The organism is Paraburkholderia acidisoli, from assembly GCF_009789675.1.
Taxonomy (GTDB): Bacteria; Pseudomonadota; Gammaproteobacteria; order Burkholderiales; family Burkholderiaceae; genus Paraburkholderia; species Paraburkholderia acidisoli.
The window spans coordinates 1,435,360-1,460,809 of the sequence record NZ_CP046913.1 but is presented as its reverse complement, the minus strand read 5'-3'; the positions used below and the strand labels follow the sequence as shown (position 1 = coordinate 1,460,809).

The following is a 25,450-nucleotide window of genomic DNA, read 5'->3' as shown; positions in this document are numbered from 1 at the left end:
TGCCGTTGATGGTTGCCGACTGTTGCCGATATTTGCCGATAACGCTGAACCCGGCCGCCCGCCAGCGGCGAACGAGGCGCCCCCGAGGAGACGAATCAATTGAACGATGCGCCGGAAAGGCCCGGTTCCATGCCGACCCTGCTCGACGACCCGCAGGCCGCGAAAACCCACACGCGCTGGACGCAGATGCTCGCGAGCCAGGTGTTCTGGGTCGTGCTCGCGACCGTCGTCGCGTGCGTCGTGCTGTCGTTCGCGACCAGCAGTTTCGCGACGCAGCAAAACCTCTTCAACGTTACGCGCAATTTCGCGTTCGTCGCCATCGTCGCGCTGGGGATGATGGCGGTGATCGTCACGGGCGGCATCGACATTTCGGTGGGCTCGACGATCGGCATCAGCGGCATCGTGCTCTCCGTCGTGATGAACGCGGGCTGGCCGCTGTGGGCCGGCATCGGCATGGCGCTGCTCACCGCCGGACTCGTCGGACTCGTGAACGGCGTGCTGATCGCCTATCTCGACATGCAGCCCTTCGTCGTCACGCTCGGCATGCTGAGCGTGGGCCGCAGCCTCGCGCTGGTGATCTCGCGCAGCCGTACGATCTTCGACTTCGGCCCCGACGGCAGCAAGCTGCTCGCGCTCGGCGGCGGCTCGACGCTCGGCGTGGCGAATCCCGTGTGGTTTCTCATCGTCCTCGCCCTGCTGTTCTGGTTCGCGTTCACCTACACGCGCTGGGGCCGGTATGTATTCGCGGTTGGCGGCAACCGGCACGCGGCCCGGCTCACGGGCGTGCCGGTGCGCGGCGTGATCTGTTCCGTCTACGTGCTCGGTGGCCTCATGGCGGGCGTGGCGGCGATCCTCGAAGTGGGCTGGCTCGGCGCGGTGACCACGGGCCTCGGCACCGGCGACGAGTTGCGCGTGATCGCGGCGACCGTGATCGGCGGCACGAATCTGATGGGCGGCATCGGCAGCGCGTTCGGCACCGTCGTGGGCGCGGCGCTCATCGAAGTCATCCGCAATAGCTTGATCCTGCTCGGCGTGGACTCGTTCTGGCAGGGCACGGTCGTCGGCTCGTTCATCATCGTCGCGGTGCTGTTCAACCGGCTCGGCGGCGACCGCGAGCGCAGTTAGCAGGACTCCGTGCGCGGCGCGCCTTGCGCTTCGCGTGCGGTGGGAGGCGCAGCATGACCGGGCGGCGAATCCGGTCGCGGCAAGAGAAGTCGATCGACGATACAACTTCACGACATCACGAAAGCGCAACGAGACACGCGTGCCGCTCACCGCGGCGCCGAACCGGAGGAAGCCATGAGGAAGACGTGGATGTGCATTGCTGCGATCGGAGGGCTCGCCATGCTGGCCTCCTCCGCGTTCGCCGCCGACAAGACCCTCGCACTGGTCGTGAAGGGCCTCGACAACCCCTACTTCGACCTGATGCATCAAGGATGCGATCGCGCCAACAAGGAGCTGAGCAAGCAAGGCTTCACCTGCTACTACACGGGTCCGGCGACCGCCGCCGACGAAAGCGCCGAAGTGCAGATCATCGACGACCTGCTGACGAAAGGCGTTTCGGCGATCGCGATCTCGCCGTCGAACGCGCCCGCGATTGCCGAAGTGATCCGCCGGCGCAACACGAAGATCCCGATCATCACCGCCGACGCCGATCTCCTGCCCAAGGACCAGTCGCTGCGCAAATCGTACGTGGGCACCGACAACTACGAACTCGGCGTGAAGCTCGGCGAGCAACTCAAGGCGCTGATGCCGAAAGGCGGCAACATCTGCCTCGTGATGGGCAACCCGGCGGCCGAAAACATCAACCAGCGCGCCCAGGGCACGCGCGACGCATTGAGCGGCAAGAAAGGCGTGACCAAGCTCGCTGGCGAGAACAACTGGCGCGAGATCAGCGCGTGTCCGCTCTATGTGAACGACGACGCCGCCAAGGCCAATCAGATGATGCAGGACACGCTCACGGCGAATGCCAGCGGGCTCGACGCGTTCGTGTTCGAAGGCGGCTGGCCATTATTCGCACCGCAGGCGTACTCGCAGGTGGTCGCGCCGATCATGGACAAGATCGCGAGCGGCAAATTCGCGATCGTTTCGGCGGATACGCTCGGGCCGGAATTGCAGGCGCTCAAGGACCACAAGGTCAACGCGCTCGTTGGGCAGCGGCCGGAGGAAATGGGTTATCAGGCCGCGATGGTGATGCGCGATCTCGCCGAGGGCAAGACGGTGAAGCCGATCGTTCACACGGGCCTCGACATCTGCACGTGGAAGAATGCGGATACGTGTTTGAAGCATTGAGGGCGGCGGCGACTGGGCAGGCGGTTTAGTCGGCGGGATGAACCGCCTGTTTTATTGCACGTTACCCGTTCAACGGGAAGCGCCCTTTGTACTCGTAATGCGTTTCGCCCTGCAAGCTGTCGATCAGCACGAACTCGCGAACCGTCCACGTGATCGGTTCGATCTCGCGCGTGGGGAATTTGCGTTTGTGGTAAAGCAGCGTGAGATGCGGCGTGAAGTGTGCGTTGCGGGTTTTCAGATGCGATTGCTTGAGCAAACTGTCGAGTTTTTGCTGAAAGTCGATCAAGGCTTCGAGGCCGGTGCTGGAGGTCAGCACCCACTGTCGACCGAAGTGAGCCAGGCGGTCGAACGTGACTTCGAACGGCGCTGCATTCAGACTTGCCGCGACCGCCCGTGCGCGGTCAATCAACTGCTGTGGCAAGTACAAGTCTGCGCCGAGTACATTCAGCGTGATGTGAAAGCGCTCGGTGCGCAGCAGCCGGGCTTTCACGTCCATTTCGGACTGCCAATGACGTGCGCATGCTTCGATCTTCGCGGCGGTGTTCGCGTCGGGCATTACCGCGAAAAACAACTGATGCACGACATCGGAGGGCGGCGCTTCGAATCCCGGTAGTGCGAGTTGAGCGAGTGGGTACACAACGACCTCAGCGTACGCGTGAGCACGAGTTGCCATGATGCGCCGCTAAACGTAAGCGCGCATAAAAAAGCCCGGCAGGACGACGCCCGCCGGGCTTTTTACTTCATGCGTTCCCGCCATCAGCGGCGAACGCTTATTCCCACTCGATCGTCGCCGGCGGTTTGCCCGAGATGTCGTACACCACACGATTGATCCCGCGCACCTCATTGATGATGCGGTTGCTCACGTGACCCAGCAGGTCGTGCGGCAGATGCGCCCAGTGCGCCGTCATGAAGTCGAGCGTCTGCACCGCGCGCAGCGCGACGACATACTCGTAGGTGCGGCCGTCGCCCATCACGCCCACGCTCTTCACCGGCAGGAACACCGCGAACGCCTGGCTCGTGAGGTCGTACCACGACTTGCCGGTTTCCTTGTCGATGGTGGTGCGCAGCGTTTCGATGAAGATGGCGTCGGCGCGGCGCAGCAGATCCGCGAAATCGCGCTTCACTTCGCCCAGAATGCGCACGCCGAGGCCGGGGCCCGGGAACGGATGGCGATACACCATGCTGTGCGGCAGGCCGAGCGCCACGCCCAGTTCGCGCACTTCGTCCTTGAACAACTCGCGCAGCGGTTCGAGCAGCTTGAGGTTCAGCGTTTCCGGCAGGCCGCCCACGTTGTGGTGGCTCTTGATCGTGTGCGCGGCCTTCTTGCCCTTGCCCGCCGACTCGATCACGTCCGGGTAGATCGTGCCCTGCGCGAGCCACTTCGCGTCGGTCAGCTTGCCCGCTTCGGCCTGGAACACTTCGACGAATTCCGCGCCGATAATCTTGCGCTTCGCTTCCGGGTCGGTCACGCCCGCGAGCTTCGACATGAAGGCTTCGCTGGCGTCGACGTGAATCACCTTCACGCCGAGGTTGTCCGCGAACATCGACATGACCTGCTCGGCTTCGTTCAGACGCAGCAGACCGTGGTCGACGAACACGCAGGTCAGCTGGTCGCCGATCGCGCGATGCAGCAGCGCCGCCGCCACCGACGAATCCACGCCGCCCGACAGGCCAAGAATGACGTGCTCGTTGCCGACCTGCTTGCGGATGTTCTCGACGGCTTCGTCGATGTAGTGGCCCATTTCCCAGTCGGCCTTCGCGTGGCAGATACCCAGCACGAAGCGCTCGAGCATCGCGCGGCCCTGCACCGTGTGCGTGACTTCCGGGTGCCATTGCAGGCCGTAGAAGTGGCGCGCCTCGTCGGCCATCGCCGCGATCGGGCAGGATTCCGTCGACGCCATCAGTTGGAAGCCTTCCGGCATTTGCGTGACCTTGTCGCCGTGGCTCATCCACACCTTGAGCATGCCGTGGCCTTCGCTCGTGCGGAAATCCTCGATGTCCTTGAGGAAGCTCGTGTGGTTGCGCGCGCGCACTTCGGCGTAACCGAATTCGCGCACGTGGCCGCCGTCGACCTTGCCGCCCAGTTGTTCGGCCATCGTCTGCATGCCGTAGCAGATGCCGAGCACCGGCACGCCCAGTTCGAACACGGCTTGCGGCGCGCGCGGCGTGTCGAGGTCGGTGACGGAGTTCGGGCCGCCCGAGAGGATGATGCCCTTCGGCGCGAATTCGCGAACGAACTCGTCGCTGACATCGTACGGATGGATTTCCGAATAAACGTGGGCTTCGCGCACGCGACGCGCGATGAGTTGGGTGACTTGCGAGCCGAAGTCGAGAATCAGGATTTTGTCGTGCATGGCAGCGGACGAGACCTATAAAGAACGGATACAGAAAGCCGCGCGGGTAACACACACGCGCGGCGTGAATTCATCGGGACCGGCAGGCGAAGCCGCGTGGCTTCGGCGTGACCTTCTCCAGGCGTTGCGGTCTTTGCGACGGGCGCATTCCGGCTGACGATGCGAGGGCCGGTTTCGCGCGCATCAGCCACGCAGCGGCGGCCTCGGCGCGTCGGCGGCCTCTTCGCGGGCGGCACTGCGCGCCGTGTCGTGCGTCGCGCTGTATGTCGTGCCATGCGTCGCACCACTTTCCGGCGCTATCGACGATGCGGGTGCTTCCGGCATCACCGGTTTCACCGCGGGCGAAACGGCCGGAGCCACGGCGGGTTCCACCGGCTCCACGACCGTGGCCGTGTCGCGCGCCTTGCCCCATGGCATCGAACGCAAGAAACCCGGCTTCGCGTACAGCACCGGTTCGTCGCGGCGCGCCTTCGCGGCTTCCCGCGCCTCGCGCGCCTGCATGGCGGCTTCGGCCGCCAGCACGCGGTCGCGCTTGCGCACCGCGCCGCCGAGCCTGGCACCGCCGAAGCCCAGCACGATCAGCCAGATGCCGACCGCACCGGCCGCGAGCTGGCCCAGCGTGGTGAGCTGCGGCGTGTGCAGCCCGATCAGCCACACCAGCATGAGCACGCCCGCGATCCAGTTCACGTGACCAATGGCACGCGCGACCGGCACGGTCATCGCGCCGTCGAACGCCGCGCGCAGCGCCACCCAGGCCAACCCGAGCAGCACCACGCCGAACGCCTGCCCAACGAGCGCCGGCTGCGCCTGCACGAGTTGCAGCGCGTTGTAGAGCAAGGTCCAGGGCGTGAGAACGAACAGCACGCCAAAACCGAGCAACGTCAACGCATCGACAATCAGCAGCACGCGCAGCAGCGGCTTCATCGTGTTTTAGTCCACGTGGTAGTTGGGGGCTTCCTTCGTGATCTGCACGTCGTGCACGTGCGACTCGTTCAGGCCGGCGCCGGTGATCTGAACGAATTCCGCCTTGTCGTGCAGTTCGTCGATCGTGCGGCAACCGCAGTAGCCCATGGACGCGCGCACGCCGCCGATCATCTGGAACAGGATCGCGTTGATCGGGCCCTTGTAGGCCACGCGACCTTCGATGCCTTCCGGCACGAGCTTGTCGATGTTCGCCGAATTGTCCTGGAAGTAGCGGTCCGCGGCGCCGTCCTTCATTGCGCCGACCGAGCCCATGCCGCGGTACGACTTGTACTGGCGGCCTTGATACAGGAACACGTCGCCCGGCGACTCTTCCGTGCCCGCGAACATGCTGCCCATCATCACGGCGTTGGCACCGGCGGCCAGCGCCTTCGAGACGTCGCCCGAGTAGCGCACGCCACCGTCGGCGATGCACGGCACGCCCGTGCCCTTGAGCGCTTCCGAAACGTTCGAGATCGCGCTGATCTGCGGCACGCCCACGCCCGCCACGATACGCGTCGTGCAGATCGAGCCGGGGCCGATACCGACCTTCACGCCGTCGGCGCCGTATTCCACGAGCGCACGCGCGGCATCCGCCGTGGCGATGTTGCCGCCAATCACTTCCACATGCGGGAAGTTCTTCTTGACCCAACGCACGCGCTCGAGCACGCCTTTGCTGTGGCCGTGCGCCGTGTCGACCACGATCACGTCCACGCCGGCCTGCACCAGCAGTTCGACGCGCTCTTCGTTGTCCGCACCCACGCCCACGGCCGCGCCCGCGCGCAGCTTGCCGTGCTCGTCCTTACAGGCGGCCGGATGCTCGGTTTGCTTGGTGATGTCCTTCACGGTCATGAGGCCGCGCAGTTCGAACGCATCGTTCACGACCAGCACGCGTTCGAGGCGGTGGCTGTGCATGAGCGACTTGGCTTCGGCGAGCGGCGTGCCTTCCTTGACGGTGACGAGGCGTTCGCGCGGCGTCATGATCGAGCGCACCGGCTCGTCCAGACGCGTTTCGAAACGCAGGTCGCGGTTCGTGACGATACCCACGAGCTGGGCGCCTTCGACCACGGGGAAGCCCGAAATGCCATGCTGCTGCGAGAGCGCGATGACGTCGGCGACTTTCATCTGCGGCGGCACCGTGATCGGATCGCGCACCACGCCCGATTCGAAGCGCTTCACCTTCGCGACTTCACGCGCCTGTTCGACCGGCGTGAGGTTCTTGTGGACGATACCGACGCCGCCCTGCTGCGCCATGGCAATTGCCAGACGGCCTTCCGTGACGGTATCCATGGCGGCCGACACGAGCGGAATGTTCAGGGAGATATTGCGGGTCAGCCGGGTTTTCAGGCTGGTGTCGCGCGGGAGAACGTCGGAGAAGGCGGGGACGAGGAGCACGTCATCGAACGTGAGTGCTTTCTGGATCAGACGCATGGCAAATCCTATAGGCGCAAAAGCAGATTATACGCGATAGCGCCCTGGAAATCATCAGTGCGAACAGGAGCTTAGCGGCGATTTTGAGACGAATGCCGCGCTGGCTGACCCTGTTCGCACAACACGGCGGGCATGGCGCATGCAATAACCCCGACCCGAATTTCGTCGGTGGCGTGGTTTCGTCCGCGTGCAGAATTGAACAAGACGCGCGCGGCGCGCGAGCTTAAGCTGCGGGCATCATCATCACCGGTGCTCTTGCGCGCGCCGTTTCCGGAGTTTTATCGATATGCAGCGTGGTGTGTTGTACGGCGTACTCGCCGGCGCGTTATGGGGCACCGTGTTCGTCGCGCCCCGTCAGCTCGCGGAGTTTTCGCCTCTGCTGCTCAGCGCGGGCCGCTACGTGATGTACGGCCTCGTTTCGCTCGCCGCGCTCGTGCCCATGGCGCGCCGCGTCTGGCCGCGCCTCACGCACGCCGATGTCGTCGCGCTCGTGAAGCTCGCGCTCATGGGCAACGTGCTCTATTACCTCTTTCTCGCGAGCGCGATCCATCTCGTGGGCATCGCGCCCGCTTCGCTGATCGTGGGCGTGCTGCCCGTGACCGTTACGCTGCTAGGCCGGCGCGATCACGGCGCCGTGCCGATCGCCCGCCTCGTCTGGCCGCTCGCCATGATCGCGGCCGGTATCGTGTGCATCAACGTGGATGTGTTCACCGCCGGCGCGGCGGGCGCGCAGGCAAGCGTGCTCACGCGCATCACGGGGCTGGCGTGCGCCGTGGGCGCGCTCGTCTGCTGGACGTGGTTCGCCGTTGAAAACGCGCGCTATCTGCACCGCAACGCGCATTTCAGCGGCAACGAATGGTCGGTGCTGTGGGGCGTGGTCACGGGTGCGCTGGGCGGCGTGTTGTGGCTCGGCGTGCTCGCGTTGCCCTCGGGCTGGGTGCAGGACGCCGTGCCCGCGGCGCGCTGGACCACGTTCTGGCAGCTCAATCTGGCGTTGGCGATCGGCGCGTCGTGGCTCGGCAACGGGCTTTGGAACGCCGCGGCCAAGCGTCTGCCGCTCACGCTTTCGGGGCAAATGATCGTCTTCGAGACGCTGTTTGCCCTGCTGTACGGTTTTATTTACGACCATCGCCTGCCGCGCGCGCTGGAAATCGCGGCCATCGGCCTGCTCGTTGCCGGCGTGAGCTGGTCGGTGCGCCAGCATGCGAACGGCCCCGAAGACACGGCGCACGGCGACGGCATCGTGCCCGACGGCGAGTTGCCCGGCATCGACGACCCCGCGAAGTGCGAAGCTCAAGCACGCGGGAATGAAAATTGCGGCAATATGCGCGATGACGGCTCGCGCCGACATCGCGCCGCCTCCTGACGTTATCGAGGTCTCACGAATTCATCCGAGGGCGGCAACCAAGCTGGGAACCTGAGAGCAAGCAAGAAAATGTGCCTCACCAGAGGCCGAATGGGCGGGTCAGCTTACGCTGCCCGCCCATTACGTTTTACGCGCCGTTTTTACGCACTGACTTGAAAAACCGGCGTTAGCGCGAATCTTTGTTCTGCCACTTGCGCCCTTCGATCGAGCCGGCCTTGCGGCTTTTGTCGACGCGACGCTGGCGCGCCGCCTTGGGATCGACGATCAGCGGCCGGTAGATCTCCACGCGGTCGTGGTCGGCGAGCACCGTGTCGAGCGGTTTGAGCTTGCCGTACACGCCCACCTTGAGCGTGGCCAGATCGATTTCCGGGTGGCGCGCGAGAATACCGCTCGCGTCGATCGCCTGCTGGACGGTCGCGCCGGGCGGCAAGGCCACCGGAATGAGGGTTTGCGCCTCGGGCAGCGCGTAGCAGACGTCTACCGAGAGTGGCGCGCTCATGGCTTGCCGTAGCGCTGGTCGGCGCGCTTCACGAAAGAATCGACAAAGGTGTTCGCAATATGATGGAACACCGGCCCGATGATCTTTTCGAGGATGATGTTGGCAAATTCGTAGTGCAGCGCGAATTCGATCTTGCAGGCATCGGCGCGCAGCGGCGTGAAGCGCCAGTAGCCCGTGAACTTGCGGAACGGGCCGTCGGCGAATTCCATGTCGATGCGCTCCGGCCGCTTTTGCGAGTTGCGCGTGGCGAAGTGCTGCTTGATGCCCTTGAAGTTGATGTCGATCTTCGCCTCCATGCCGTGCTCGTCCTGGCGACGAATTTCGATGCCGCCGCACCAGGGCAGGAAGTTGGGGTAATCGGCCACGTCGGTGACGAGGTCGAACATCTGTTCCGCCGAATGGCGAATCAACACGGTTTTCTGGACATCCGCCATAGATTGCGCAATGCGTGGCAAGGGTGAATGCGCGGCGGGCTTTCGCGAGCCCGCTTTGCTAAAATCGTAATTTTAAACGAGTTGGGCGTTTCCCATTTTCCTATGAGCATCATCGACAACAGAAAAGCCTTCTTCGATTACTTCATCGAAGAGCGCCACGAGGCGGGGCTCGTGCTCGAAGGATGGGAGGTCAAGGCCATGCGCGCCGGGCGAGCCAACATCAAGGAAGCGTACGTCGTCATCAAGGACGGCGAGCTTTACCTGATCGGCACGCACATCAGCCCGCTGCCCGAAGCCTCGACGCACATCAATCCCGACCCCACGCGCACCCGCAAGCTGCTCCTGCACCGCGAGGAAATCGACAAGCTCATCGGCAAGGTCGAGCAGCGCGGCTTCACGCTCGTGCCGCTGAATTTTCATTACAAGGGCGGCCGGGTAAAGTGCGAAATCGGCCTCGCCAAGGGCAAGAAGCTGCACGACAAGCGCGAAACCGAGAAGCAGCGCGACTGGCAGCGCGAAAAGGCGCGCCTGATGCGCACCCCGACCTGATCCACCGCGCTGTTTCGTCGCGCTGTTTCGTCACGCTTTTTCGTCACATGAAGCACAAACGGGCCGCAGATGCGGCCCGTTTTTCATTCATTGCACTTCGCGGTGTGGCGACCGTTCAGGCGCCCCGGATCGGCGAGGCGGGCGGCGTGCTCAGCTGACCTTCGGTGATGCCGGCGCGGTTCACGATCGTCATCGCCGAGGCGATCATCGAACTCATGTCGCCCAGATTGCCGGGCACGATCAGCGTGTTGCCCTGCTTCGCGAGATTCGCGAATGCGCTCACGTACTGTTCGGCGACCTTGAGGTTGACCGCGTCCATGCCGCCGTGCGTCTGGATCGACGCGCCGATCTTCTGGATCGCCTGCGCGTTCGCCTCGGCCACGGCCAGAATTGCCGCGGCCTGCCCCTGCGCCTGGTTGATCGCCGCCTGGCGCTCGCCCTCGGACTTCTGAATGGCCGCTTCGCGCGAACCGGCCGCCAGATTGATCTGTTCCTGCTTGCGACCTTCCGAGGCGGCGATCAGCGCGCGCTTCTCGCGCTCCGCGGTGATCTGCGCCTGCATGGCGTGGAGAATCTCCTTCGGCGGCGTGAGGTCCTTGATCTCGTAACGCAGCACCTTCACGCCCCAGTTCGCAGCCGCCTCGTCGAGCGAGGACACCACGCTATGGTTGATGAAATCGCGCTCCTCGAAGGTCTTGTCGAGCTCGAGCTTGCCGATGACCGAGCGCAGCGTGGTTTGCGACAGCTGCGTGATGGCGAACACGAAGTTGCTCGATCCATACGACGCCTTCATCGGGTCGGTCACCTGGAAATACAGCACGCCGTCCACCTGCAACTGCGTGTTGTCGCGCGTGATACAGACCTGGCTCGGCACGTCGAGCGGAATTTCCTTGAGCACGTGCTTGTACGCCACGCGATCGACGAACGGCAGCACGATCGTGAGCCCCGGCGTGAGCGTCGCGTGGTAGCGTCCGAGCCGCTCGAGCACCCAGGCGTGCTGCTGCGGCACGATCTTGACGGTCTGCGCGACCAGCACGACGACAATCACGAGCAATATCAGGCCGACGACTGGGACTTGCATGCGGAACCTCCGTTCGCTTCGATGGATTCGTGGGTGTTGGCGCGACAGCACGCGCGCATTGAAAAGATTGAATGAGCGAAATGACGTGTATCAAACGTGATGCGCGGCGTGCCCCGCATCCGCGTGACGCTCGCGCCGGGCCACGAGCACGAGGCAGTTGCCGCGCACGGCTCTGATTTCGTAAAGCGGCGCGTTTTCCGGCTCGCCGGGCGCCAGCTCGACGTCCCACTCGGCGCCGCGATACATCGTGCGCGCGCGCCCGTCATGCCACGCGGCCACGGTGAGCGTTGCGCCGATGTCGAGATTCACGCCGGGATCGGTCGAAGCATCGGTCGTGCGGCGGCGTCGCCCGAAGCGCGAGCGCCGCAGCGCGACGACCGCCGCGAGCGCGACCACGGCCGCGACGACCAGTTGCCATTCGAGCGGCGCGTTCAGCTCGAACGCCGCTACGCCCGCCAGAAAGCCGAGCGCGATCATCAAGAGGTAGAACGTGCCCGTCATCAGTTCCGCGACGATCAACACGCCCGCGCCTATCCACCAGAACAAACCATGCGGACCCACGACGACCTCCTGTACAAAAACACCGCGCACAACGAAAAACACCCCGGAATGACCGGGGTGTTATAGCACGAAGCCGACACGTTTTTCCGCCGCGTGCGAAGCGCACCGGAAGCCGCATCAAGCTTCGCGGGCGAGAACTTCCATTCTCGCCTGCGCACGGCTTCGAACGCTTACTTGGCCTGCGACTTCGCCAGCGCCTGCCACGTCTCGACGATCGTGTCCGGGTTCAGCGACATCGAAGCAATGCCCTCTTCCGCGAGCCACTGTGCGAAGTCCGGGTGATCGGACGGGCCTTGACCGCAGATACCGACATACTTGTTCAGGCGGCGGCAGGTTTCGATCGCGCGCTTGAGCATGAACTTGACGGCCGGATCGCGTTCGTCGAAGTCGACGGCCAGCAGTTCCATGCCCGAGTCCCGGTCGAGGCCCAGCGTGAGCTGCGTGAGGTCGTTCGAGCCGATCGAGAAACCGTCGAAGTACTGCAGGAACTCTTCGGCGAGGATCGCGTTCGACGGCACTTCGCACATCATGATGAGCTTGAGGTCGTTCACGCCGCGCTTCAGGCCGAACTTCTCGAGCAGGCCGACCACGCGCTCGGCTTGCTTGAGCGTGCGAACGAACGGCACCATGATCTCGACGTTCGTGAGACCCATTTCTTCACGCACGCGCTTGAGCGCCAGGCACTCCATTTCGAACGCTTGCGCGAAGTCTTCGGCGATGTAGCGCGAGGCGCCACGGAAACCCAGCATCGGGTTTTCTTCGTCCGGCTCGTAACGCGAACCACCGATCAGCTTCTTGTACTCGTTCGACTTGAAGTCGGACAGACGCACGATCACGGGCTTCGGATAGAACGCCGCCGCGATCGTGGCGATGCCTTCCGTGAGCTTGTCGACGTAGAACGCGCGCGGCGAAGCATGACCGCGAGCCACGCTTTCCACGGCCTTCTTCAGGTCCGCGTCGACGTTCGGGTACTCCAGAATCGCCTTCGGGTGAACGCCGATGTTGTTGTTGATGATGAACTCGAGACGCGCGAGGCCAACACCCGCGTTCGGCAGCTGCGAGAAGTCGAACGCCAGTTGCGGGTTGCCCACGTTCATCATGATCTTGACCGGGATAGCCGGCAGCTCGCCACGCTGAACTTCGCTGACTTCGGTTTCGAGCAGACCGTCGTAAATACGGCCTTCGTCGCCTTCCGCGCACGACACGGTCACCAGCGCGCCGTCCTTCAGCACGTCGGTCGCGTCGCCGCAACCCACCACGGCCGGCACGCCCAGCTCACGCGCGATGATGGCCGCGTGGCAGGTACGGCCGCCACGATTCGTGACGATGGCCGAAGCGCGCTTCATCACCGGCTCCCAGTTCGGGTCGGTCATGTCGGCGACCAGCACGTCGCCCGGCTGCACGCGTTCCATTTCGGACGGATCGTGAATCACCTTCACGCGGCCCGCGCCGATCTTCTGGCCGATGGCACGGCCCGTTGCCAGCACCTGCGATTGGCCCTTGAGCTTGAAGCGCTGCTCGACCTTGCCCGCCGACTGGCTCTTCACGGTTTCCGGACGCGCCTGGAGAATGAAGATCTTGCCGTCGAGACCGTCCTTGCCCCACTCGATGTCCATCGGACGCTGGTAGTGCTTTTCGATGATGACGGCGTACTTGGCCAGCTCGATCACGTCTTCGTCGGTGATCGAGAAGCGGTTGCGCTGCTCGTGCGAGACGTCGACCGTCTTCACGCGGCCCGGCTCGCCCGGCTGCGTGAATTCCATCTTGATGAGCTTCGAACCGATCGAGCGGCGGATGATCGGTGCCTTGCCTTGCGCGAGCGTGGTCTTGAAGACGTAGAACTCGTCCGGATTCACCGCGCCCTGCACCACGGTCTCACCGAGGCCGTAGCTCGACGTGATGAACACGGCTTCCTTGAAGCCCGATTCCGTGTCCAGCGTGAACATGACGCCCGCGGCGCCGCGATCCGAACGGACCATGCGCTGCACGCCCGCCGACAGCGCGACTTCGGCGTGGGTGAAGCCCTTGTGGACGCGATAGGAAATGGCGCGGTCGTTGTAGAGCGACGCGAACACGTGCTTGAGGCGGTCGAGCACGTCTTCGACGCCCACCACGTTCAGGTAGCTTTCCTGTTGACCGGCGAACGAGGCGTCGGGCAAGTCTTCGGCCGTTGCCGACGAACGCACGGCAAACGAGAGTTCCGAAGGCGAACCGGCCTGCAGCGTTTCGAAGCCCGCGCGGATATCCGCTTCGAGCTGCGGCTGCAACGGCGCGTCGACGATCCATTGACGGATTTCCTTGCCAGCCTCGGCCAGCGCCTTGACGTCGTCGACGTCGAGCGTTTCCAGGCGAGCGGCGATCCGTTCGGTCAGGTTGTTATGTTTCAGGAAGTCGCGGAAAGCGAGCGCGGTCGTCGCGAAACCCGTGGGTACGCGCACGCCAGCCTCAGCCAACTGGCTGATCATTTCGCCGAGCGAGGCGTTCTTGCCGCCCACGATCTCGACGTCGGTCATCCGCAACTGCTCGAAAGGCACTACATAAGCCTGATCCTTGGCAACGGTGTTAGTCATACAAGCCCCTAAGTGTGAAAAAAATTCACGATTGCGCAAGTGGGCTCGAACGCGATCCACCTATTGGAGGCGGATTCGCGTCTTGCGCAACCTGTTGGAGAAGCAATCGCCAACCGCCCAGGCGAAAAAACGCTTGAACGGAATAGCGCGGAGTTGCGCGCGATTGCATGCAGTTAGAACGAAACGCAGCGACTTGACACCAGAATGCGCCACGATGGGCGCCCGTTTGATGCGCGTTCGGCGCGGTTGCCTTGCAATTGCTTATCCAACAGGTTGCCGCTATTCTACCGTGCCGACCCGCGATTTGTGTCAGTCGGCGAGAATTGCGTCCCGGAGCTTGCCGCGGGCGTTTTTCGGGCGCCCGCGCCTGCCCCAGAGCGGCTTAGCAGCTCACGTACCCAGCCTCAACCGATGCCGCCCACCGTATTCATCGTTTCCGACGGTACCGGGATCACTGCCGAAACCTTCGCGCATTCGATCCTTTCCCAGTTCGACCAGAAATTCCGGCTCGTGCGCGTGCCGTTCGTCGATTCCAGCGACAAGGCGTTCGCCACCGTCGAGAAAATCAACGAAGCCGCCGTACAGGAAGGCCGCCGCCCGATCGTCTTCACGACGCTCGTGGACAGCAACTCGAACGAGATCGTGAAGCGCTCAAACGCGCTCGTGCTCGACATGTTCCAGACCTTCGTCGAGCCGCTCGAACAGGAACTGGAGCTGAAGTCGAGCCACGCGATGGGCCGCGGTCACCAGAACGCGGATACCGACGAATACAAGAACCGCATCGAGGCGATCAACTTCTCGCTCGCGCACGACGACGGCCAGTCCGACCGCAACCTGGCCGACGCCGACGTGATCCTCGTGGGCGTGTCGCGCAGCGGCAAGACGCCAACCAGCCTCTACCTCGCCATGCAGTACGGCGTGAAAGCGGCCAACTATCCGCTGATCCCCGACGACTTCGAGCGCGGCAAGCTGCCGAATTCGCTGCTTTCGCATCGCGGCAAAATCTTCGGACTGTCGATCGATCCGCAGCGCCTGACCGAAATCCGCAACGAGCGGCGCCCCGGCAGCAAGTACGCCGCGCTCGAAAACTGCCGCTACGAAGTGAACGAAGCCGAAGCCATGATGCGCCGCGAAGGCATCAAGTGGCTCTCGTCCACGCACAAGTCGATCGAGGAAATCGCCACGACCATCCTGCAAGAGATTCGTATCGACAAACCGTCGTACTAAGGCAGCGCGTTTCTCGCACGTTTGACGCACGCATGAAAAAAGCCCGCGAATCGCGGGCTTTTTTATTTCGCGGCAACGCTGGCCGATTTCAACGCGCATGCCGCTGCTGCCGGCACTGCTCGAACACGCACACGGCCGCCGCCGCCGCTACATTGAGCGACTCCATGCCGCCCGGCTGCGGAATCGTCACGCGCAACGTGGCCGCGTCGCGCCACACCTGCGAGACGCCCGCGCCTTCGTTACCGAACACCCACGCGAGCGGGCCCGTGAGGTCGCTTTCGTCGATGGCTTGAGCGCCGTGCGAATCGGTAATGACGATGGGCGTCGCGAGCAGGCCGATGAGGGTTTGCGGTTCGACGTTTTCATACACGTGCAGCAGGAAGTGCGCGCCCATCGCCGAGCGCAGCACTTTCGACGACCACGCGTACGCCGTGCCCGGCGTGCAGAACACGTGCTCGATCCCGGCCGCGGCCGCGCTGCGCAGGATCGAGCCGACATTGCCCGCGTCCTGCAGGCCGTCGAGCACGAGACAGGTCGATGCGACGCGCTCCGGCAGTGCCGGCTCCGGCATGTCGACGAGCAGCAGCAAACCCGCGCCATGCACGACATTCGATAGTTGTCCGAACAAGGCGTCGGGCAGCGTGATGACGCGACGCTCGTCCACGCGCGCGACGATCGCCTGCGCTTCGTCGTGGGCGAGCGCGCCTTCGGTCACCACGCAATACTCCGGCTGCGCGCCGCCGTCGAGCCACGCGCTCGCGAGATGGAAGCCTTCGAGCAGCGCCTGATGCGCGCGGCGTTGCTGATGCGTCGAGCCGGCCAGCGCCTTCAGGCGCTTGTAGAGCGGATTGTCGCGCGAGGTAATGGCTTTCACGGGCGGCCTGGCGTTGAATGGGTTATCGATGAAAAGAAAACGGCGCCGCGTGAAGCAGGCGCCGGCTGATTCGCGTGCCGATCAGAACTGGCCGATCACGCTGGCGCGAACGCGTCGCCGTCGAGATCGGCGACTTCCGTCACCAGCACCGTGGCGCCGCCAACCGCGACGCCGTGCAGCGCATACGCCTCGCGCACGGGCGCGAACGAGCGCCGGTGATGCTCGCACGGACCGTGGTCGCGCAACGCGGCGAGATGCTGCGGCGTGCCGTAGCCCGCATGCGCGTCGAAGCCGTAATGCGGAAACGTCTCGTGCAGTTCGAGCAGCATGCGGTCGCGCGTGACCTTCGCGATGATCGATGCCGCCGAGATGCTCGGCACCAGCGCGTCGCCGCCGATCACGGCCTCGCTGCGTACCGTCATGACCGGGCAGCGATTGCCGTCGATCTTCGCGAGCGTGGGCACGACGCTCAAGCCTTCCACGGCGCGGCGCATGGCCAGCATCGTCGCGTGGAGGATATTGAGCGTGTCGATTTCTTCGACCGTGGCCGAGGCCACGCACCACGCGAGCGAGCGCTCGACAATGCGCTCGTAGAGCGCGTCGCGCGACTTCGCCGTGAGCAGCTTCGAGTCGTTGAGGCCGCGAACAGGCCGCGCCGGATCGAGAATCACGGCGGCCGCGACCACCGGACCCGCGAGCGGACCACGCCCCGCTTCGTCCACGCCGCAGATCACGTCGTCGGGCGATTCGAACAGCAAACCGGCTTGCTTCGCGAGCTTGCGGCGCGCGGCGATCTTGAGCGCGGCCTGCGAAGGCGGCTTTTTGACGCCCGACTTCGCCGCCGGTGCCTTTACCCGCTTTTCGCTGCTCTCGCTCATACCTGTCCCCTGCGGCTCTCGACGATCCGCGCGACCACTTCGGCCGCGCGCTCCGCCGTGTTCTGGCGCAGCGCGAGATGCATCTGCGTGAACACTTCCGTGAGAGTGCGCCGGTTCGCCTCGTCGTGCAACTGCGTGAGCGTGGCGTCGGCGAGCGCTTCGGGCGTGGCGAAGTGCTGGAGAATTTCGGGCACGACGAAGCGGCCCGCGAGAATGTTCGGCAGTCCCACGTACGGCAGATAGCCCTGGCGGCGCATGATCTGGCCCGTGAGCCAGGGCACCTTGTACGAGATGACCATCGGCTTCTTGAGCAGCGCCGCTTCGAGCGTCACGGTGCCGCTCTTCACGAGGATCGCGTCGGCGGCCGTCATGGCGAGTTGCGACTGGCCGTCGATGATCGTGAGCGCGAGACCTTGGTGCGAATTCGCCAGCTCCTGCAACTGCGCGTGGATCGCGGGCGTCGCCGCTGGCATCACGAACCGCAGCGACGGCTCGCGCTGCTGCATGATCTGCATCGCATCGAAGAAGGTCGGGCCGATCAGATTGATCTCCGAACGACGGCTGCCCGGCAACACGGCGATCACGGGACCGCTTTCGGGCAGGCCGAGCGTGCGGCGCGCGCCGGGCACATCGGGCTCGAGCGGAATCTCGTCGGCCAGCGGATGGCCCACGTACGACGCGGCAACGCCGGCTTTCTCCAGCAGCGCCGTCTCGAACGGAAACACGCAGAGCATGTGATCCACGGCTTTCTGGATCTTCTTGATGCGACCGCCACGCCACGCCCAGATCGACGGGCAGACGAAATGGATCGTGGGAATGCCCGCCGCGCGCAGCGGTTGTTCGAGACCGAAATTGAAGTCGGGGGCGTCCACGCCAATGAAGACGTCGGGCGGTTCCGCGAGCAGTTGATGCTTGAGTTCGCCGCGAATGCGCAGGATCTCGGGAATGTGCCGGAGCGCCTCGACATAGCCGCGCACCGAGAGCTTTTCCATCGGCCAGTGCGCGTCGAAGCCCATCGCCATCATGCGCGGGCCGCCAATACCGTAGTACTGCGTCGTTTCCGGCAGGCGCGCCTTGAGACCGGCCAAGAGCGAAGCCGCGAGCAGATCGCCGGACGGCTCGCCGGCGACCATCGCGAGGCGCAGCGGACGCGTTTGCAGCGCCATCGGTTAGCGGATGATGCCGCGCTGCGACTGCTCGACGAAGTCGAGCAGCGCCTTCACGTGCGTGTCGCCGTCGCCGCCGGCCTGCGCGAGTTCGGCGAGCTGCACCTTCGCTTCTTCGAGCGAAAGGCTGTTCTTGTAGAGCGTGCGATAGGCCGCGCGCAACGCCGAAATCGCGTCGGGCGAGAAGCCGCGGCGGCGCAGACCTTCGACATTGATACCGTGCGGCACCGCCTTGTTGCCAGCGGCGATCACGAACGGCGGCACGTCCTGCACGAGCGCCGAAGCGCCGCCCACCATGGAATGCGCGCCGATGCGCACGAACTGGTGCACGCCCGTCATGCCGCCGACGATCGCGTGATCGTCCACGATCACGTGGCCCGCGAGCTGCGCGTTGCTCGACATGATGACGTTGTTGCCGAGGCGGCAATCGTGGCCGACGTGCACGTAGGCCATGATCCAGTTGTCGTCGCCGATGATCGTGACGCCGGTGTCCTGCATCGTGCCCGTATGCAGCGTCGTGAATTCGCGGATCGTGTTGCGGTTGCCGATCACGAGCCTGGTGGGCTCGCCCTTGTACTTCATGTCCTGCGGGCGACCGCCGATCGACGCGTAATGGCCGATCGTGTTGTCTTCGCCGATCGTGGTGTGGCCTTCGATCACGCTATGCGAACCGATCGTGGTTCGCGCGCCGATGACGACATTCGCACCGATGACAGCGTACGGGCCGATTTCGACCGATTCGTCGACTTGCGCGCCCGGCTCGACGATCGCAGTGGGATGGATCCTGCTCATTCGTCCTTGCTCTCCGATTCAGTTACCGCGCCGCGGCGCCTCGCTCACGAGTCGCCCGACGGCATGCGGCGGCGCCGCTTACTGCGCCGCGTCCATTTTCTTGACGGTGCACATGAGCTCCGCCTCACAGGCGACGGCGCCCTCCACTTCGGCCACGGCCTTGAACTTCCAGATGCCGCGCATGTAGCGCTCGAACGTGACGTTCAGGATCAGCTGGTCGCCCGGTTCGACCACGCGCTTGAAGCGCGCACCGTCGATGCCGACGAAGTAGTACAGCGTGTTCTCGAAGTCCTGCTCTTCTTCCGAGAACGTGAGCAGCGCGGCGGTCTGCGCCAGCGCTTCGAGAATCATCACGCCGGGCATGACCGGACGTTGCGGGAAGTGGCCCGTGAAAAAGGGCTCGTTGACCGTCACGTTCTTCAACGCCTTGATGCTCTTGTGCGGCTCGAGCTCGAGAACCCGGTCGACCATGAGGAACGGGTAACGGTGCGGGAGCAGCGTGAGGATCTTGTGGATGTCGAAGTTGAGTTTTTCGATGTTCATGATGGTTCTGCTCACGCAGGAATTGCGCGTGTGACTGTCGATTTCGATATTCGCGGCGCCCGGCATGCCCTTTGGGTTCCCCGTTTGGGTGCCCCACTCGGGGTGCCCGGTTCAGGCAACCGTGATCGGCAAAATGGCCCGCGCTGAGGCGCAGTATGCGCCACCGGCGCGATCCCGTGCATGCGGATTGGCCCGAGCGAATCCTTCTTTGTTGCGGTTCCCGCGCCCCGCCATGCGGCGCGAAACCCCGCGCGGCGCATGAAAACCGCCTGGCCGTTCGCGTCGGCGAGGCCGGCCCGGCCGGCCACCGGACGCGACCCGGCGGAACCGCGTCAGGCGTCTTCGCCGTCCTGCGACGGCTGCGCGGCGGCCGCCTCGAGCGCCTTGATGCGTTCGCGCAGCTTGTCGATGTTGCGCAGGAGCGCGGCGCTCTTGTTCCACGAGGCGTGATCGACGGCCGGGAAAGCGCTCGTGTAGATGCCCGCCTTCGGCAGCGACTTCGACACGCCCGACTTGGCCGTGACGATCACGTAGTCGCCGAGCGTGACGTGCCCGGCAATCCCCACGGCGCCGCCGATCATGCAATGCCGGCCGATGGTCGTGCTGCCCGCGATACCCGCGCAACCCGCGATGACCGTGTACGCGCCGATCTTGCAGTTGTGGCCGATCTGCACGAGGTTGTCGATCTTGACGCACTCCTCGATGATCGTGTCGGCCATGGCGCCGCGGTCGATCGTGGTGTTCGCACCGATCTCGACGTCGGGGCCCGTGTTCACGCCGCCCACCTGCGGAATCTTGACCCAGCTACCCGTGCGCGCATCGCCTTCGCCCGTGAAATCGGGCGCGAAGCCGAAACCGTCCGAGCCGATCACGGCGCCCGAATGCACGATGTTGCGCGCGCCGAGCTTGCAGCCGTGGTAGACGCTCACGCCGGGGTACAGGTGCGAGCCTTCGCCCACCTGAGTGCCGCGGCCGATGAAGACGTTGGCGTCGAGACGCACGTTCTCGCCGATCACCGCGCCCGCTTCCACCGTGACGTTCGGGCCGATCACCGCGCTCGCGGCGACCTTCGCGCCCGCGTCGACATGCGCGCTCGCATGCACGCCCGGCTTGGCCTTCGGCGTGGCGAGGTCGATGAACGCCTGCGCGACGCGCGCGAAGTAAGCATACGGGTTCGGTGTGACGATGAAGTTGCGACCTTCGCGCGAAGCCAGCTTGTCGAGGTCGGCCGGACTGATGAGCACGGCGCCCGCGCGGGTCGACTCGACCTGCGCGAGATACTTCGGATTGGCGAGGAACGCGAGTTGTTGCGGACCGGCCTGATCGAGCGGCGCGAGCGAACCGACGCGTTGCGTCGCGTCGCCTACGACTTCGCCGCCGAACTGCCCGACGAGTTCCTCAAGCGTGAATGCCATGCGCGTGCTGCTCCTGCTCAAAACTGCTGCATTAGTTGCTGCTGGTGCCCGACGACGAAGCGAGCGCCTTCAGCACCTGGTCGGTGATGTCGATGCGCGGGCTCACGTACACCGCTTCCTGCACGATCAGATCGTAGTGCTGCTGCTCGGCGATCTGCTTGATGACCTTGTTCGCGCGATCGAGCACCGCCGCGAGTTCTTCGTTGCGGCGCTGGTTCAGGTCTTCGCGGAATTCGCGCTGCTTGCGCTGGAAGTCGCTGTCGAGCGCGGAAAGGTCGCGCTGCTTCTGCGCACGGTCGGCGGGCGCCATCGACGGACCATTCTTGTCGAGCGCGTCGGACATCGACTTCAGGCGCTGCGCCATGTCCTGCAGATCTTTGTCGCGCTTGGCGAATTCCGCTTCGAGCTTGGTCTGCGCGGCCTTGGCCGGAGCGGATTCGCGCAGGATGCGATCGGAGTTCACCGCCGCGATCTTCGCCTCCTGCGCCTCTGCCGCCGTGGCGCCAAAAGCGAGCAGTGCCAGCGATACCGTCATCGCTCCGATCGTTCGTCTGGAAAACATACCCGTTAGCAAAGTCATCCTCTCGTTTCTTGGGAAGCCGGCGCCGCGCTTCGCGGCACCGGGCTGCTGTACACCGGTCAGAATGCCGTCCCGATCTGGAACTGGAACTTCTGGTACTGGTCCCCGTCGTGCTTGACGAGCGGGAAGCCCAGGCTCAGCTTGAGCGGGCCGATCGGCGAGATCCACGCGAGACCGAAACCGTAGCTGTAACGTAGGCCGTTCGAGCCGATGCTCGTGCCTTCGTCGCCCCAGACGTTACCACCGTCGACGAACGTGAAGACGCGCAGCGTGCGGTCGTAGCCCGTGCCCGGCAGCGGGAACGTCAGTTCGATGTTGCCGACCACCATCTTCGAGCCGCCGATCGGGTCGTTCGTCGTGCGGTCGCGCGGGCCCAGCGAGCTAGGCTCGTAACCGCGCACCGAACCGATACCGCCGGCGTAGTAGTTCTTGAAAATCGGGTACGGCTTGCCGCTCAGCCCGTTGCCGTAGCCGCCTTGCAGGTTCAGGCCCAGCACGAAGCCGCGCGCGAACGAATAGTAGTACTGCGCCTGCACGTCGGCCTTGTAGTACTGCGTCGCGCCGACCGGCGTGCCGTATTCGGCGTTGGCCTGCGTGAAGTAGCCACGGCTCGGCACGAGCGCGCTGTCACGCGCGTCGCGCGACCAGCCAATCGTGAGCGGCACGTTGTTCGACACGCGGCCGAACTGGTTCACGTAGTCGATATAGCTCTGCGGCGTGGCCGAGTCGATGTCGAGACGGTCCTGCTCGAAGCCCACGCCGAAGAACACCGTGTCCACTTCCGAGAACGGAATGCCGAACTTCAGGTCGCCGCCCGCCGTGATGATGCGGAAGCTCGAATCGGTCGAGTAGTACAGCGGCTGATACGTGCGGTAGTAGACGTCGGTGATGCGCTTGATGCCGTCCACCGTGAAGTACGGGTCGACCTGCGTGACGGCCAGCGTACGGTACGTCTTGGCGGTATTCACGTTCACCGAGAGCGACGTGCCCGAACCGAACACGTTGTCCTGCGAGACACCCGCCGAGAGCACCACCTTGTCCGTGGACGAGAAGCCCGCGCCCAGCGTGATCGCGCCGGTCGGCTTTTCGGCCACCTTCACGTCGACGTCCACCTGGTCGGCCGTGCCTTCCACGGGCACCGTGGTCACGTCGACGTCGGTGAAGTAGCCGAGACGGTTGATACGGTCCTTCGAGAGCGCGAGGCGGTTCGAATCGAACCACGAGCTTTCGAGCTGGCGCATTTCGCGGCGCACGACTTCGTCGCGCGTGCGCGTGTTGCCCACCACGTTGACGCGGCGCACGTACACGCGGCGGCTCGGATCGACCTGCAGCGTGAGGTCGACCGTGTGATGCGTCTGATCGATCTGCGGCAGCGCGTTGACGGTCGCGAACGCGTAGCCGTACTCGCCGAGCTTGTCGACGATCGCCTTGGTCGTGGCCTGCAGCTTCTCAGCCGAGAAACGATCACCGGCCTTGATCTTGATCAGCTTGTTGAGTTCGGCTTCGCGGTCGAGCAGATTGCCCGCCAGATGAATGCCCGAAATCTTGTACGGCTCGCCCTCGTGCAGCCCGATCGTGAGGTACATGTCCTTCTTGTCGGGCGAGATCGAGACTTGCGTCGAGTCGATGTTGAACTCGAGGTAGCCGTGATTCAGGTAGTACGAGCGCACGTTCTCGAGGTCGCCCGTGAGCTTTTCCTTCGAGTAGAGGTCGTTCTTCGTGTACCACGAGAACCAGTTCGGCGTGGACAGCTGCATTTCGCTGAGGAGCGTGCCGCTGCTGTAGGCCTTGTTGCCGATGAAGTTGATCTGGCGGATCTTCGCGCTCGGACCTTCGACAACCGAGAACAGCAGACCGACGCGATTGCGGTCGATCGGCGTGACGGTGGTCGTGACCTCGGCGGCGTAGAAGCCGCGCGTGAGGTACTGGCGCTTGAGCTCCTGCTCCGCCTTGTCGACGAGCGCCTTGTCGTAGTAGCGGCCTTGCGAGAGGCCGACCGCGCGCAGCGCCTTGGTCAGATTGTCCTTGTCGAATTCGTGGATGCCCGCGAAGTCGATCGTGCCGATGGCGGGACGCTCCTGCACCTGCACCACGACGACGCTGCCTTCGGTGGCGATACGCACGTCGTTGAAGAAGCCCGTTGCATACAGTGCGCGGATCGCCTCGGATGCCTTGTCGTCGGAGAACGTGTCGCCCTGCTTGATCGGCAGATAGGCGAACACCGTGCCCGGCTCGACGCGTTGCAGCCCTTCGATGCGGATGTCCTGAACCACGAAAGGCGTCGTTGCTGCGTGGGCAACGAGTCCATGTGCGGCGATCGCCGCGGCCGCAACCGTTTTTGGAACCAAGCGATGAGGTCTAAACAACGTGCTTCCCCAATTATCTATAGCTGCATCAAGTCAGGCGGCCCGCCCGCCCTCGGACGCCGCCAGACATCTTTAAAAATGGATTAACCGAGCCAGATCGTTGAACAACGCAATCGCCGACAGCGCGACGATGCAGGCCAGCCCCGCTCGCTGCAGTACGAGCTGCCAGCGATCCGATACGGCTTTGCCTGTTACGGCTTCAACCAGATAATATAACAGATGACCCCCATCCAATACCGGAATTGGGAGCAGGTTGAGTACGCCAAGGCTAATACTGACAAGGGCGAGGAACGAAAGAAAGGCCGAAGGACCCAATCTGGCGCTCTTTCCGGCATAGTCAGCGATCGTCACCGGCCCCGAAAGATTCTTCAGCGACGCTTCGCCCGTGATCATGCGGCCGAACATGCGCAGCGAGTACGCCGCGATATCCCACGTGCGATACGCGCCCAGCCGCACGCTTTCCAGCGGGCCGTAACGCACGTCAACGGAAGGCGTTTGCGCCGAGAGCGCCGCGCCGATCCGCCCCACTTCCTGGCCGGTCTGTTCGTCGCGCTGCATCGCGGGCGTGATCGTCAGCGTGAGCGTTTGCAGCGAAGCCTGCGGGGTTGCCTGCGTCTGCGGCGCGCGCTGCGCAACCGTGTCGCGTGCGACCGTGAGTTGCACGGGCTTGCCCGCATGGGCCTTCACGTAGTTGATGAACGTGCTCGCGCTATCCACCGGACGGCCGTCGATCGCCTTGAGCTGATCGTTCTTCTCGAGGCCCGCGTGTTGCGCCGCACTATCGGGCTCGACCGCCGCCACGCGCAGCGTGCCGCCGCCGGCTTCGAGGCCGAGCTTCGACATGAAGTCGTCGTCGAGATCCTTGCTGGTGAGGCGCGAGAGGTCGAGCGGGAAGTCGTAGGTGGCGCCGCCGTCGCGCGCGGCCAGCACCACGCGGCCCTGATCGAACGCGGCCGAGAGCAGTTTCCAGCGCAGGTCGGTCCACGAGCGCACACTGCGCGTGTCGCTGCCGTTCGCATCGGAGACGGAAAGTACGGTTTCGCCGCCCTGCAAGCCGGCGCGCGCGGCCGCCGACTGCGCGGGCGGCGCGGCCACCACGGCCGCGGGTTCGCTCACGCCGCTCGCATAGAGCACCGCGAACAGAACGACCGCGAGCACGAAATTGGCGATGGGCCCGGCCGCGACGATAGCGATGCGCTTGAACACGGGCTGACGATTGAACGCGTGCGGCAAGTCGCTCGCGGGAATTTTCTCCGCCGATTCGCGCTCGTCGAGCATCTTCACGTAGCCGCCGAGCGGCAGCGCGGAGACGGTCCATTCGGTGCCGGTCTTCTTGCTGACCCATTGCACGAGCGGCCGGCCGAAGCCGATGGAGAAACGCAGCACCTTCACGCCGCACAGGCGCGCCACGCTGTAATGGCCGTACTCGTGCACGACCACCAGCACGCCGATCGCAACGATGAATGCGACCAGTTCGGTAAGCAGGTTCATGAGCGCCTCCTTGGCGGGAAG

General features: G+C 64.4%; 22 protein-coding genes and 1 pseudogene. 5 read left to right on the top strand and 18 right to left on the bottom strand.

Features of this window, described 5'->3' with window-relative positions; all coding sequences use genetic code 11:
* Positions 1-129: 129 nt before the first annotated feature.
* A complete protein-coding gene (locus tag FAZ98_RS06320; protein ID WP_158949797.1) occupies positions 130-1,125 on the top strand; it encodes an ABC transporter permease in 996 nt (331 codons plus the stop codon).
* A 219-nt stretch (positions 1,126-1,344) separates the two neighbouring features.
* The gene (locus FAZ98_RS06315; RefSeq protein WP_233272676.1) at positions 1,345-2,292 is read left to right on the top strand and encodes a sugar-binding protein; all 948 of its coding nucleotides are present in this window, start codon (positions 1,345-1,347) and stop codon (positions 2,290-2,292) included.
* 61 nt (positions 2,293-2,353) lie between these two features.
* Here FAZ98_RS06315 and thpR read toward each other — a convergent pair whose 3' ends face one another.
* The 4 genes from thpR to guaB all read right to left on the bottom strand — a co-directional run bounded on the left by thpR (position 2,354) and on the right by guaB (position 7,037).
* Positions 2,354-2,965 (bottom strand): RNA 2',3'-cyclic phosphodiesterase, encoded by a 612-nt coding sequence (gene thpR, locus FAZ98_RS06310; protein ID WP_158949792.1) that lies wholly within the window; start codon positions 2,963-2,965, stop codon positions 2,354-2,356.
* A 97-nt stretch (positions 2,966-3,062) separates the two neighbouring features.
* Positions 3,063-4,646, bottom strand: a complete 1,584-nt coding sequence (guaA, locus tag FAZ98_RS06305) for a glutamine-hydrolyzing GMP synthase (protein ID WP_158949790.1) — start codon at positions 4,644-4,646, stop codon at positions 3,063-3,065.
* A gap of 183 nt (positions 4,647-4,829) precedes the next feature.
* Complete coding sequence (locus FAZ98_RS06300; protein WP_158949788.1) at positions 4,830-5,570, bottom strand: hypothetical protein; 741 nt, start codon at positions 5,568-5,570, stop codon at positions 4,830-4,832.
* Between the two features lie 6 nt (positions 5,571-5,576).
* Positions 5,577-7,037: an IMP dehydrogenase gene (gene guaB, locus FAZ98_RS06295; protein ID WP_158949786.1), complete on the bottom strand. Its 1,461-nt coding sequence runs from the start codon at positions 7,035-7,037 to the stop codon at positions 5,577-5,579.
* Between the two features lie 286 nt (positions 7,038-7,323).
* On the opposite strand from guaB, the pseudogene FAZ98_RS06290 reads away from it, so the two are divergent.
* A pseudogene (locus FAZ98_RS06290) lies at positions 7,324-8,247 on the top strand (DMT family transporter); the annotation flags it as partial.
* Positions 8,248-8,569: 322 nt separating this feature from the next.
* Here FAZ98_RS06290 and FAZ98_RS06285 read toward each other — a convergent pair.
* On the bottom strand, positions 8,570-8,902 hold the full coding sequence (locus FAZ98_RS06285; protein ID WP_158949782.1) for an RnfH family protein: 333 nt from the start codon (positions 8,900-8,902) through the stop codon (positions 8,570-8,572).
* Positions 8,899-9,336: a type II toxin-antitoxin system RatA family toxin gene (locus FAZ98_RS06280; RefSeq protein WP_158949780.1), complete on the bottom strand. Its 438-nt coding sequence runs from the start codon at positions 9,334-9,336 to the stop codon at positions 8,899-8,901. The genes FAZ98_RS06285 and FAZ98_RS06280 overlap by 4 nt, the downstream gene beginning before the upstream one ends.
* 102 nt (positions 9,337-9,438) lie before the next feature.
* Between FAZ98_RS06280 and smpB the strand changes: the two genes are divergently transcribed.
* Positions 9,439-9,885 carry an SsrA-binding protein SmpB gene (gene smpB / locus FAZ98_RS06275; protein WP_158949778.1) on the top strand — a complete coding sequence of 149 codons (447 nt, stop codon included), beginning with the start codon at positions 9,439-9,441 and terminating at the stop codon, positions 9,883-9,885.
* Positions 9,886-10,000: 115 nt separating this feature from the next.
* Here the strand turns inward: smpB and FAZ98_RS06270 are convergent, their stop codons facing one another.
* The 3 genes from FAZ98_RS06270 to ppsA form a co-directional block, all read right to left on the bottom strand.
* The gene (locus tag FAZ98_RS06270; RefSeq protein ID WP_158949776.1) at positions 10,001-10,966 is read right to left on the bottom strand and encodes an SPFH domain-containing protein; all 966 of its coding nucleotides are present in this window, start codon (positions 10,964-10,966) and stop codon (positions 10,001-10,003) included.
* Between the two features lie 90 nt (positions 10,967-11,056).
* A complete protein-coding gene (locus FAZ98_RS06265; protein ID WP_158949774.1) occupies positions 11,057-11,527 on the bottom strand; it encodes an NfeD family protein in 471 nt (156 codons plus the stop codon).
* Positions 11,528-11,697: 170 nt separating this feature from the next.
* Positions 11,698-14,097: a phosphoenolpyruvate synthase gene (gene ppsA, locus FAZ98_RS06260; RefSeq protein ID WP_158949772.1), complete on the bottom strand. Its 2,400-nt coding sequence runs from the start codon at positions 14,095-14,097 to the stop codon at positions 11,698-11,700.
* 411 nt (positions 14,098-14,508) lie between these two features.
* On the opposite strand from ppsA, the gene ppsR reads away from it, so the two are divergent.
* Positions 14,509-15,324, top strand: a complete 816-nt coding sequence (gene ppsR / locus FAZ98_RS06255; RefSeq protein ID WP_158949770.1) for a posphoenolpyruvate synthetase regulatory kinase/phosphorylase PpsR — start codon at positions 14,509-14,511, stop codon at positions 15,322-15,324.
* Positions 15,325-15,412: 88 nt separating this feature from the next.
* Here the strand turns inward: ppsR and FAZ98_RS06250 are convergent, their stop codons facing one another.
* The 9 genes from FAZ98_RS06250 to rseP form a co-directional block, all read right to left on the bottom strand.
* Positions 15,413-16,198 carry a TrmH family RNA methyltransferase gene (locus FAZ98_RS06250; RefSeq protein ID WP_158949768.1) on the bottom strand — a complete coding sequence of 262 codons (786 nt, stop codon included), beginning with the start codon at positions 16,196-16,198 and terminating at the stop codon, positions 15,413-15,415.
* A 95-nt stretch (positions 16,199-16,293) separates the two neighbouring features.
* Positions 16,294-17,076 carry a ribonuclease HII gene (gene rnhB, locus FAZ98_RS06245; protein WP_158949766.1) on the bottom strand — a complete coding sequence of 261 codons (783 nt, stop codon included), beginning with the start codon at positions 17,074-17,076 and terminating at the stop codon, positions 16,294-16,296.
* Positions 17,073-18,242: a lipid-A-disaccharide synthase gene (gene lpxB, locus FAZ98_RS06240; protein ID WP_158949764.1), complete on the bottom strand. Its 1,170-nt coding sequence runs from the start codon at positions 18,240-18,242 to the stop codon at positions 17,073-17,075. Before lpxB ends, rnhB begins: the two co-directional genes overlap by 4 nt.
* Positions 18,243-18,245: 3 nt before the next feature.
* Positions 18,246-19,034: an acyl-ACP--UDP-N-acetylglucosamine O-acyltransferase gene (gene lpxA, locus FAZ98_RS06235; RefSeq protein ID WP_158949762.1), complete on the bottom strand. Its 789-nt coding sequence runs from the start codon at positions 19,032-19,034 to the stop codon at positions 18,246-18,248.
* Between the two features lie 78 nt (positions 19,035-19,112).
* A complete protein-coding gene (fabZ, locus tag FAZ98_RS06230) occupies positions 19,113-19,577 on the bottom strand; it encodes a 3-hydroxyacyl-ACP dehydratase FabZ (RefSeq protein WP_158949760.1) in 465 nt (154 codons plus the stop codon).
* A gap of 332 nt (positions 19,578-19,909) precedes the next feature.
* Positions 19,910-20,992 (bottom strand): UDP-3-O-(3-hydroxymyristoyl)glucosamine N-acyltransferase, encoded by a 1,083-nt coding sequence (gene lpxD, locus FAZ98_RS06225; RefSeq protein WP_158949758.1) that lies wholly within the window; start codon positions 20,990-20,992, stop codon positions 19,910-19,912.
* 31 nt (positions 20,993-21,023) lie between these two features.
* A complete protein-coding gene (locus tag FAZ98_RS06220; protein ID WP_158951892.1) occupies positions 21,024-21,566 on the bottom strand; it encodes an OmpH family outer membrane protein in 543 nt (180 codons plus the stop codon).
* A 65-nt stretch (positions 21,567-21,631) separates the two neighbouring features.
* A complete protein-coding gene (gene bamA / locus FAZ98_RS06215; RefSeq protein ID WP_158949756.1) occupies positions 21,632-23,938 on the bottom strand; it encodes an outer membrane protein assembly factor BamA in 2,307 nt (768 codons plus the stop codon).
* Between the two features lie 72 nt (positions 23,939-24,010).
* Positions 24,011-25,429: an RIP metalloprotease RseP gene (gene rseP / locus FAZ98_RS06210; protein ID WP_158949754.1), complete on the bottom strand. Its 1,419-nt coding sequence runs from the start codon at positions 25,427-25,429 to the stop codon at positions 24,011-24,013.
* Positions 25,430-25,450: the final 21 nt, after the last annotated feature.

Excerpts from the sequence above, each read along its gene's own strand:
- FAZ98_RS06320 (WP_158949797.1), top strand. The coding sequence starts at position 130 with ATGCCGACCCTGCTCGACGACCCGCAGGCCGCGAAAACCCACACGCGC.
- FAZ98_RS06315 (WP_233272676.1), top strand. The coding sequence starts at position 1,345 with ATGCTGGCCTCCTCCGCGTTCGCCGCCGACAAGACCCTCGCACTGGTC.
- thpR (WP_158949792.1), bottom strand. The coding sequence starts at position 2,965 with ATGGCAACTCGTGCTCACGCGTACGCTGAGGTCGTTGTGTACCCACTC.
- guaA (WP_158949790.1), bottom strand. The coding sequence starts at position 4,646 with ATGCACGACAAAATCCTGATTCTCGACTTCGGCTCGCAAGTCACCCAA.
- FAZ98_RS06300 (WP_158949788.1), bottom strand. The coding sequence starts at position 5,570 with ATGAAGCCGCTGCTGCGCGTGCTGCTGATTGTCGATGCGTTGACGTTG.
- guaB (WP_158949786.1), bottom strand. The coding sequence starts at position 7,037 with ATGCGTCTGATCCAGAAAGCACTCACGTTCGATGACGTGCTCCTCGTC.
- FAZ98_RS06285 (WP_158949782.1), bottom strand. The coding sequence starts at position 8,902 with ATGAGCGCGCCACTCTCGGTAGACGTCTGCTACGCGCTGCCCGAGGCG.
- FAZ98_RS06280 (WP_158949780.1), bottom strand. The coding sequence starts at position 9,336 with ATGGCGGATGTCCAGAAAACCGTGTTGATTCGCCATTCGGCGGAACAG.
- smpB (WP_158949778.1), top strand. The coding sequence starts at position 9,439 with ATGAGCATCATCGACAACAGAAAAGCCTTCTTCGATTACTTCATCGAA.
- FAZ98_RS06270 (WP_158949776.1), bottom strand. The coding sequence starts at position 10,966 with ATGCAAGTCCCAGTCGTCGGCCTGATATTGCTCGTGATTGTCGTCGTG.
- ppsA (WP_158949772.1), bottom strand. The coding sequence starts at position 14,097 with ATGACTAACACCGTTGCCAAGGATCAGGCTTATGTAGTGCCTTTCGAG.
- ppsR (WP_158949770.1), top strand. The coding sequence starts at position 14,509 with ATGCCGCCCACCGTATTCATCGTTTCCGACGGTACCGGGATCACTGCC.
- rnhB (WP_158949766.1), bottom strand. The coding sequence starts at position 17,076 with ATGAGCGAGAGCAGCGAAAAGCGGGTAAAGGCACCGGCGGCGAAGTCG.
- lpxB (WP_158949764.1), bottom strand. The coding sequence starts at position 18,242 with ATGGCGCTGCAAACGCGTCCGCTGCGCCTCGCGATGGTCGCCGGCGAG.
- lpxA (WP_158949762.1), bottom strand. The coding sequence starts at position 19,034 with ATGAGCAGGATCCATCCCACTGCGATCGTCGAGCCGGGCGCGCAAGTC.
- fabZ (WP_158949760.1), bottom strand. The coding sequence starts at position 19,577 with ATGAACATCGAAAAACTCAACTTCGACATCCACAAGATCCTCACGCTG.
- lpxD (WP_158949758.1), bottom strand. The coding sequence starts at position 20,992 with ATGGCATTCACGCTTGAGGAACTCGTCGGGCAGTTCGGCGGCGAAGTC.
- rseP (WP_158949754.1), bottom strand. The coding sequence starts at position 25,429 with ATGAACCTGCTTACCGAACTGGTCGCATTCATCGTTGCGATCGGCGTG.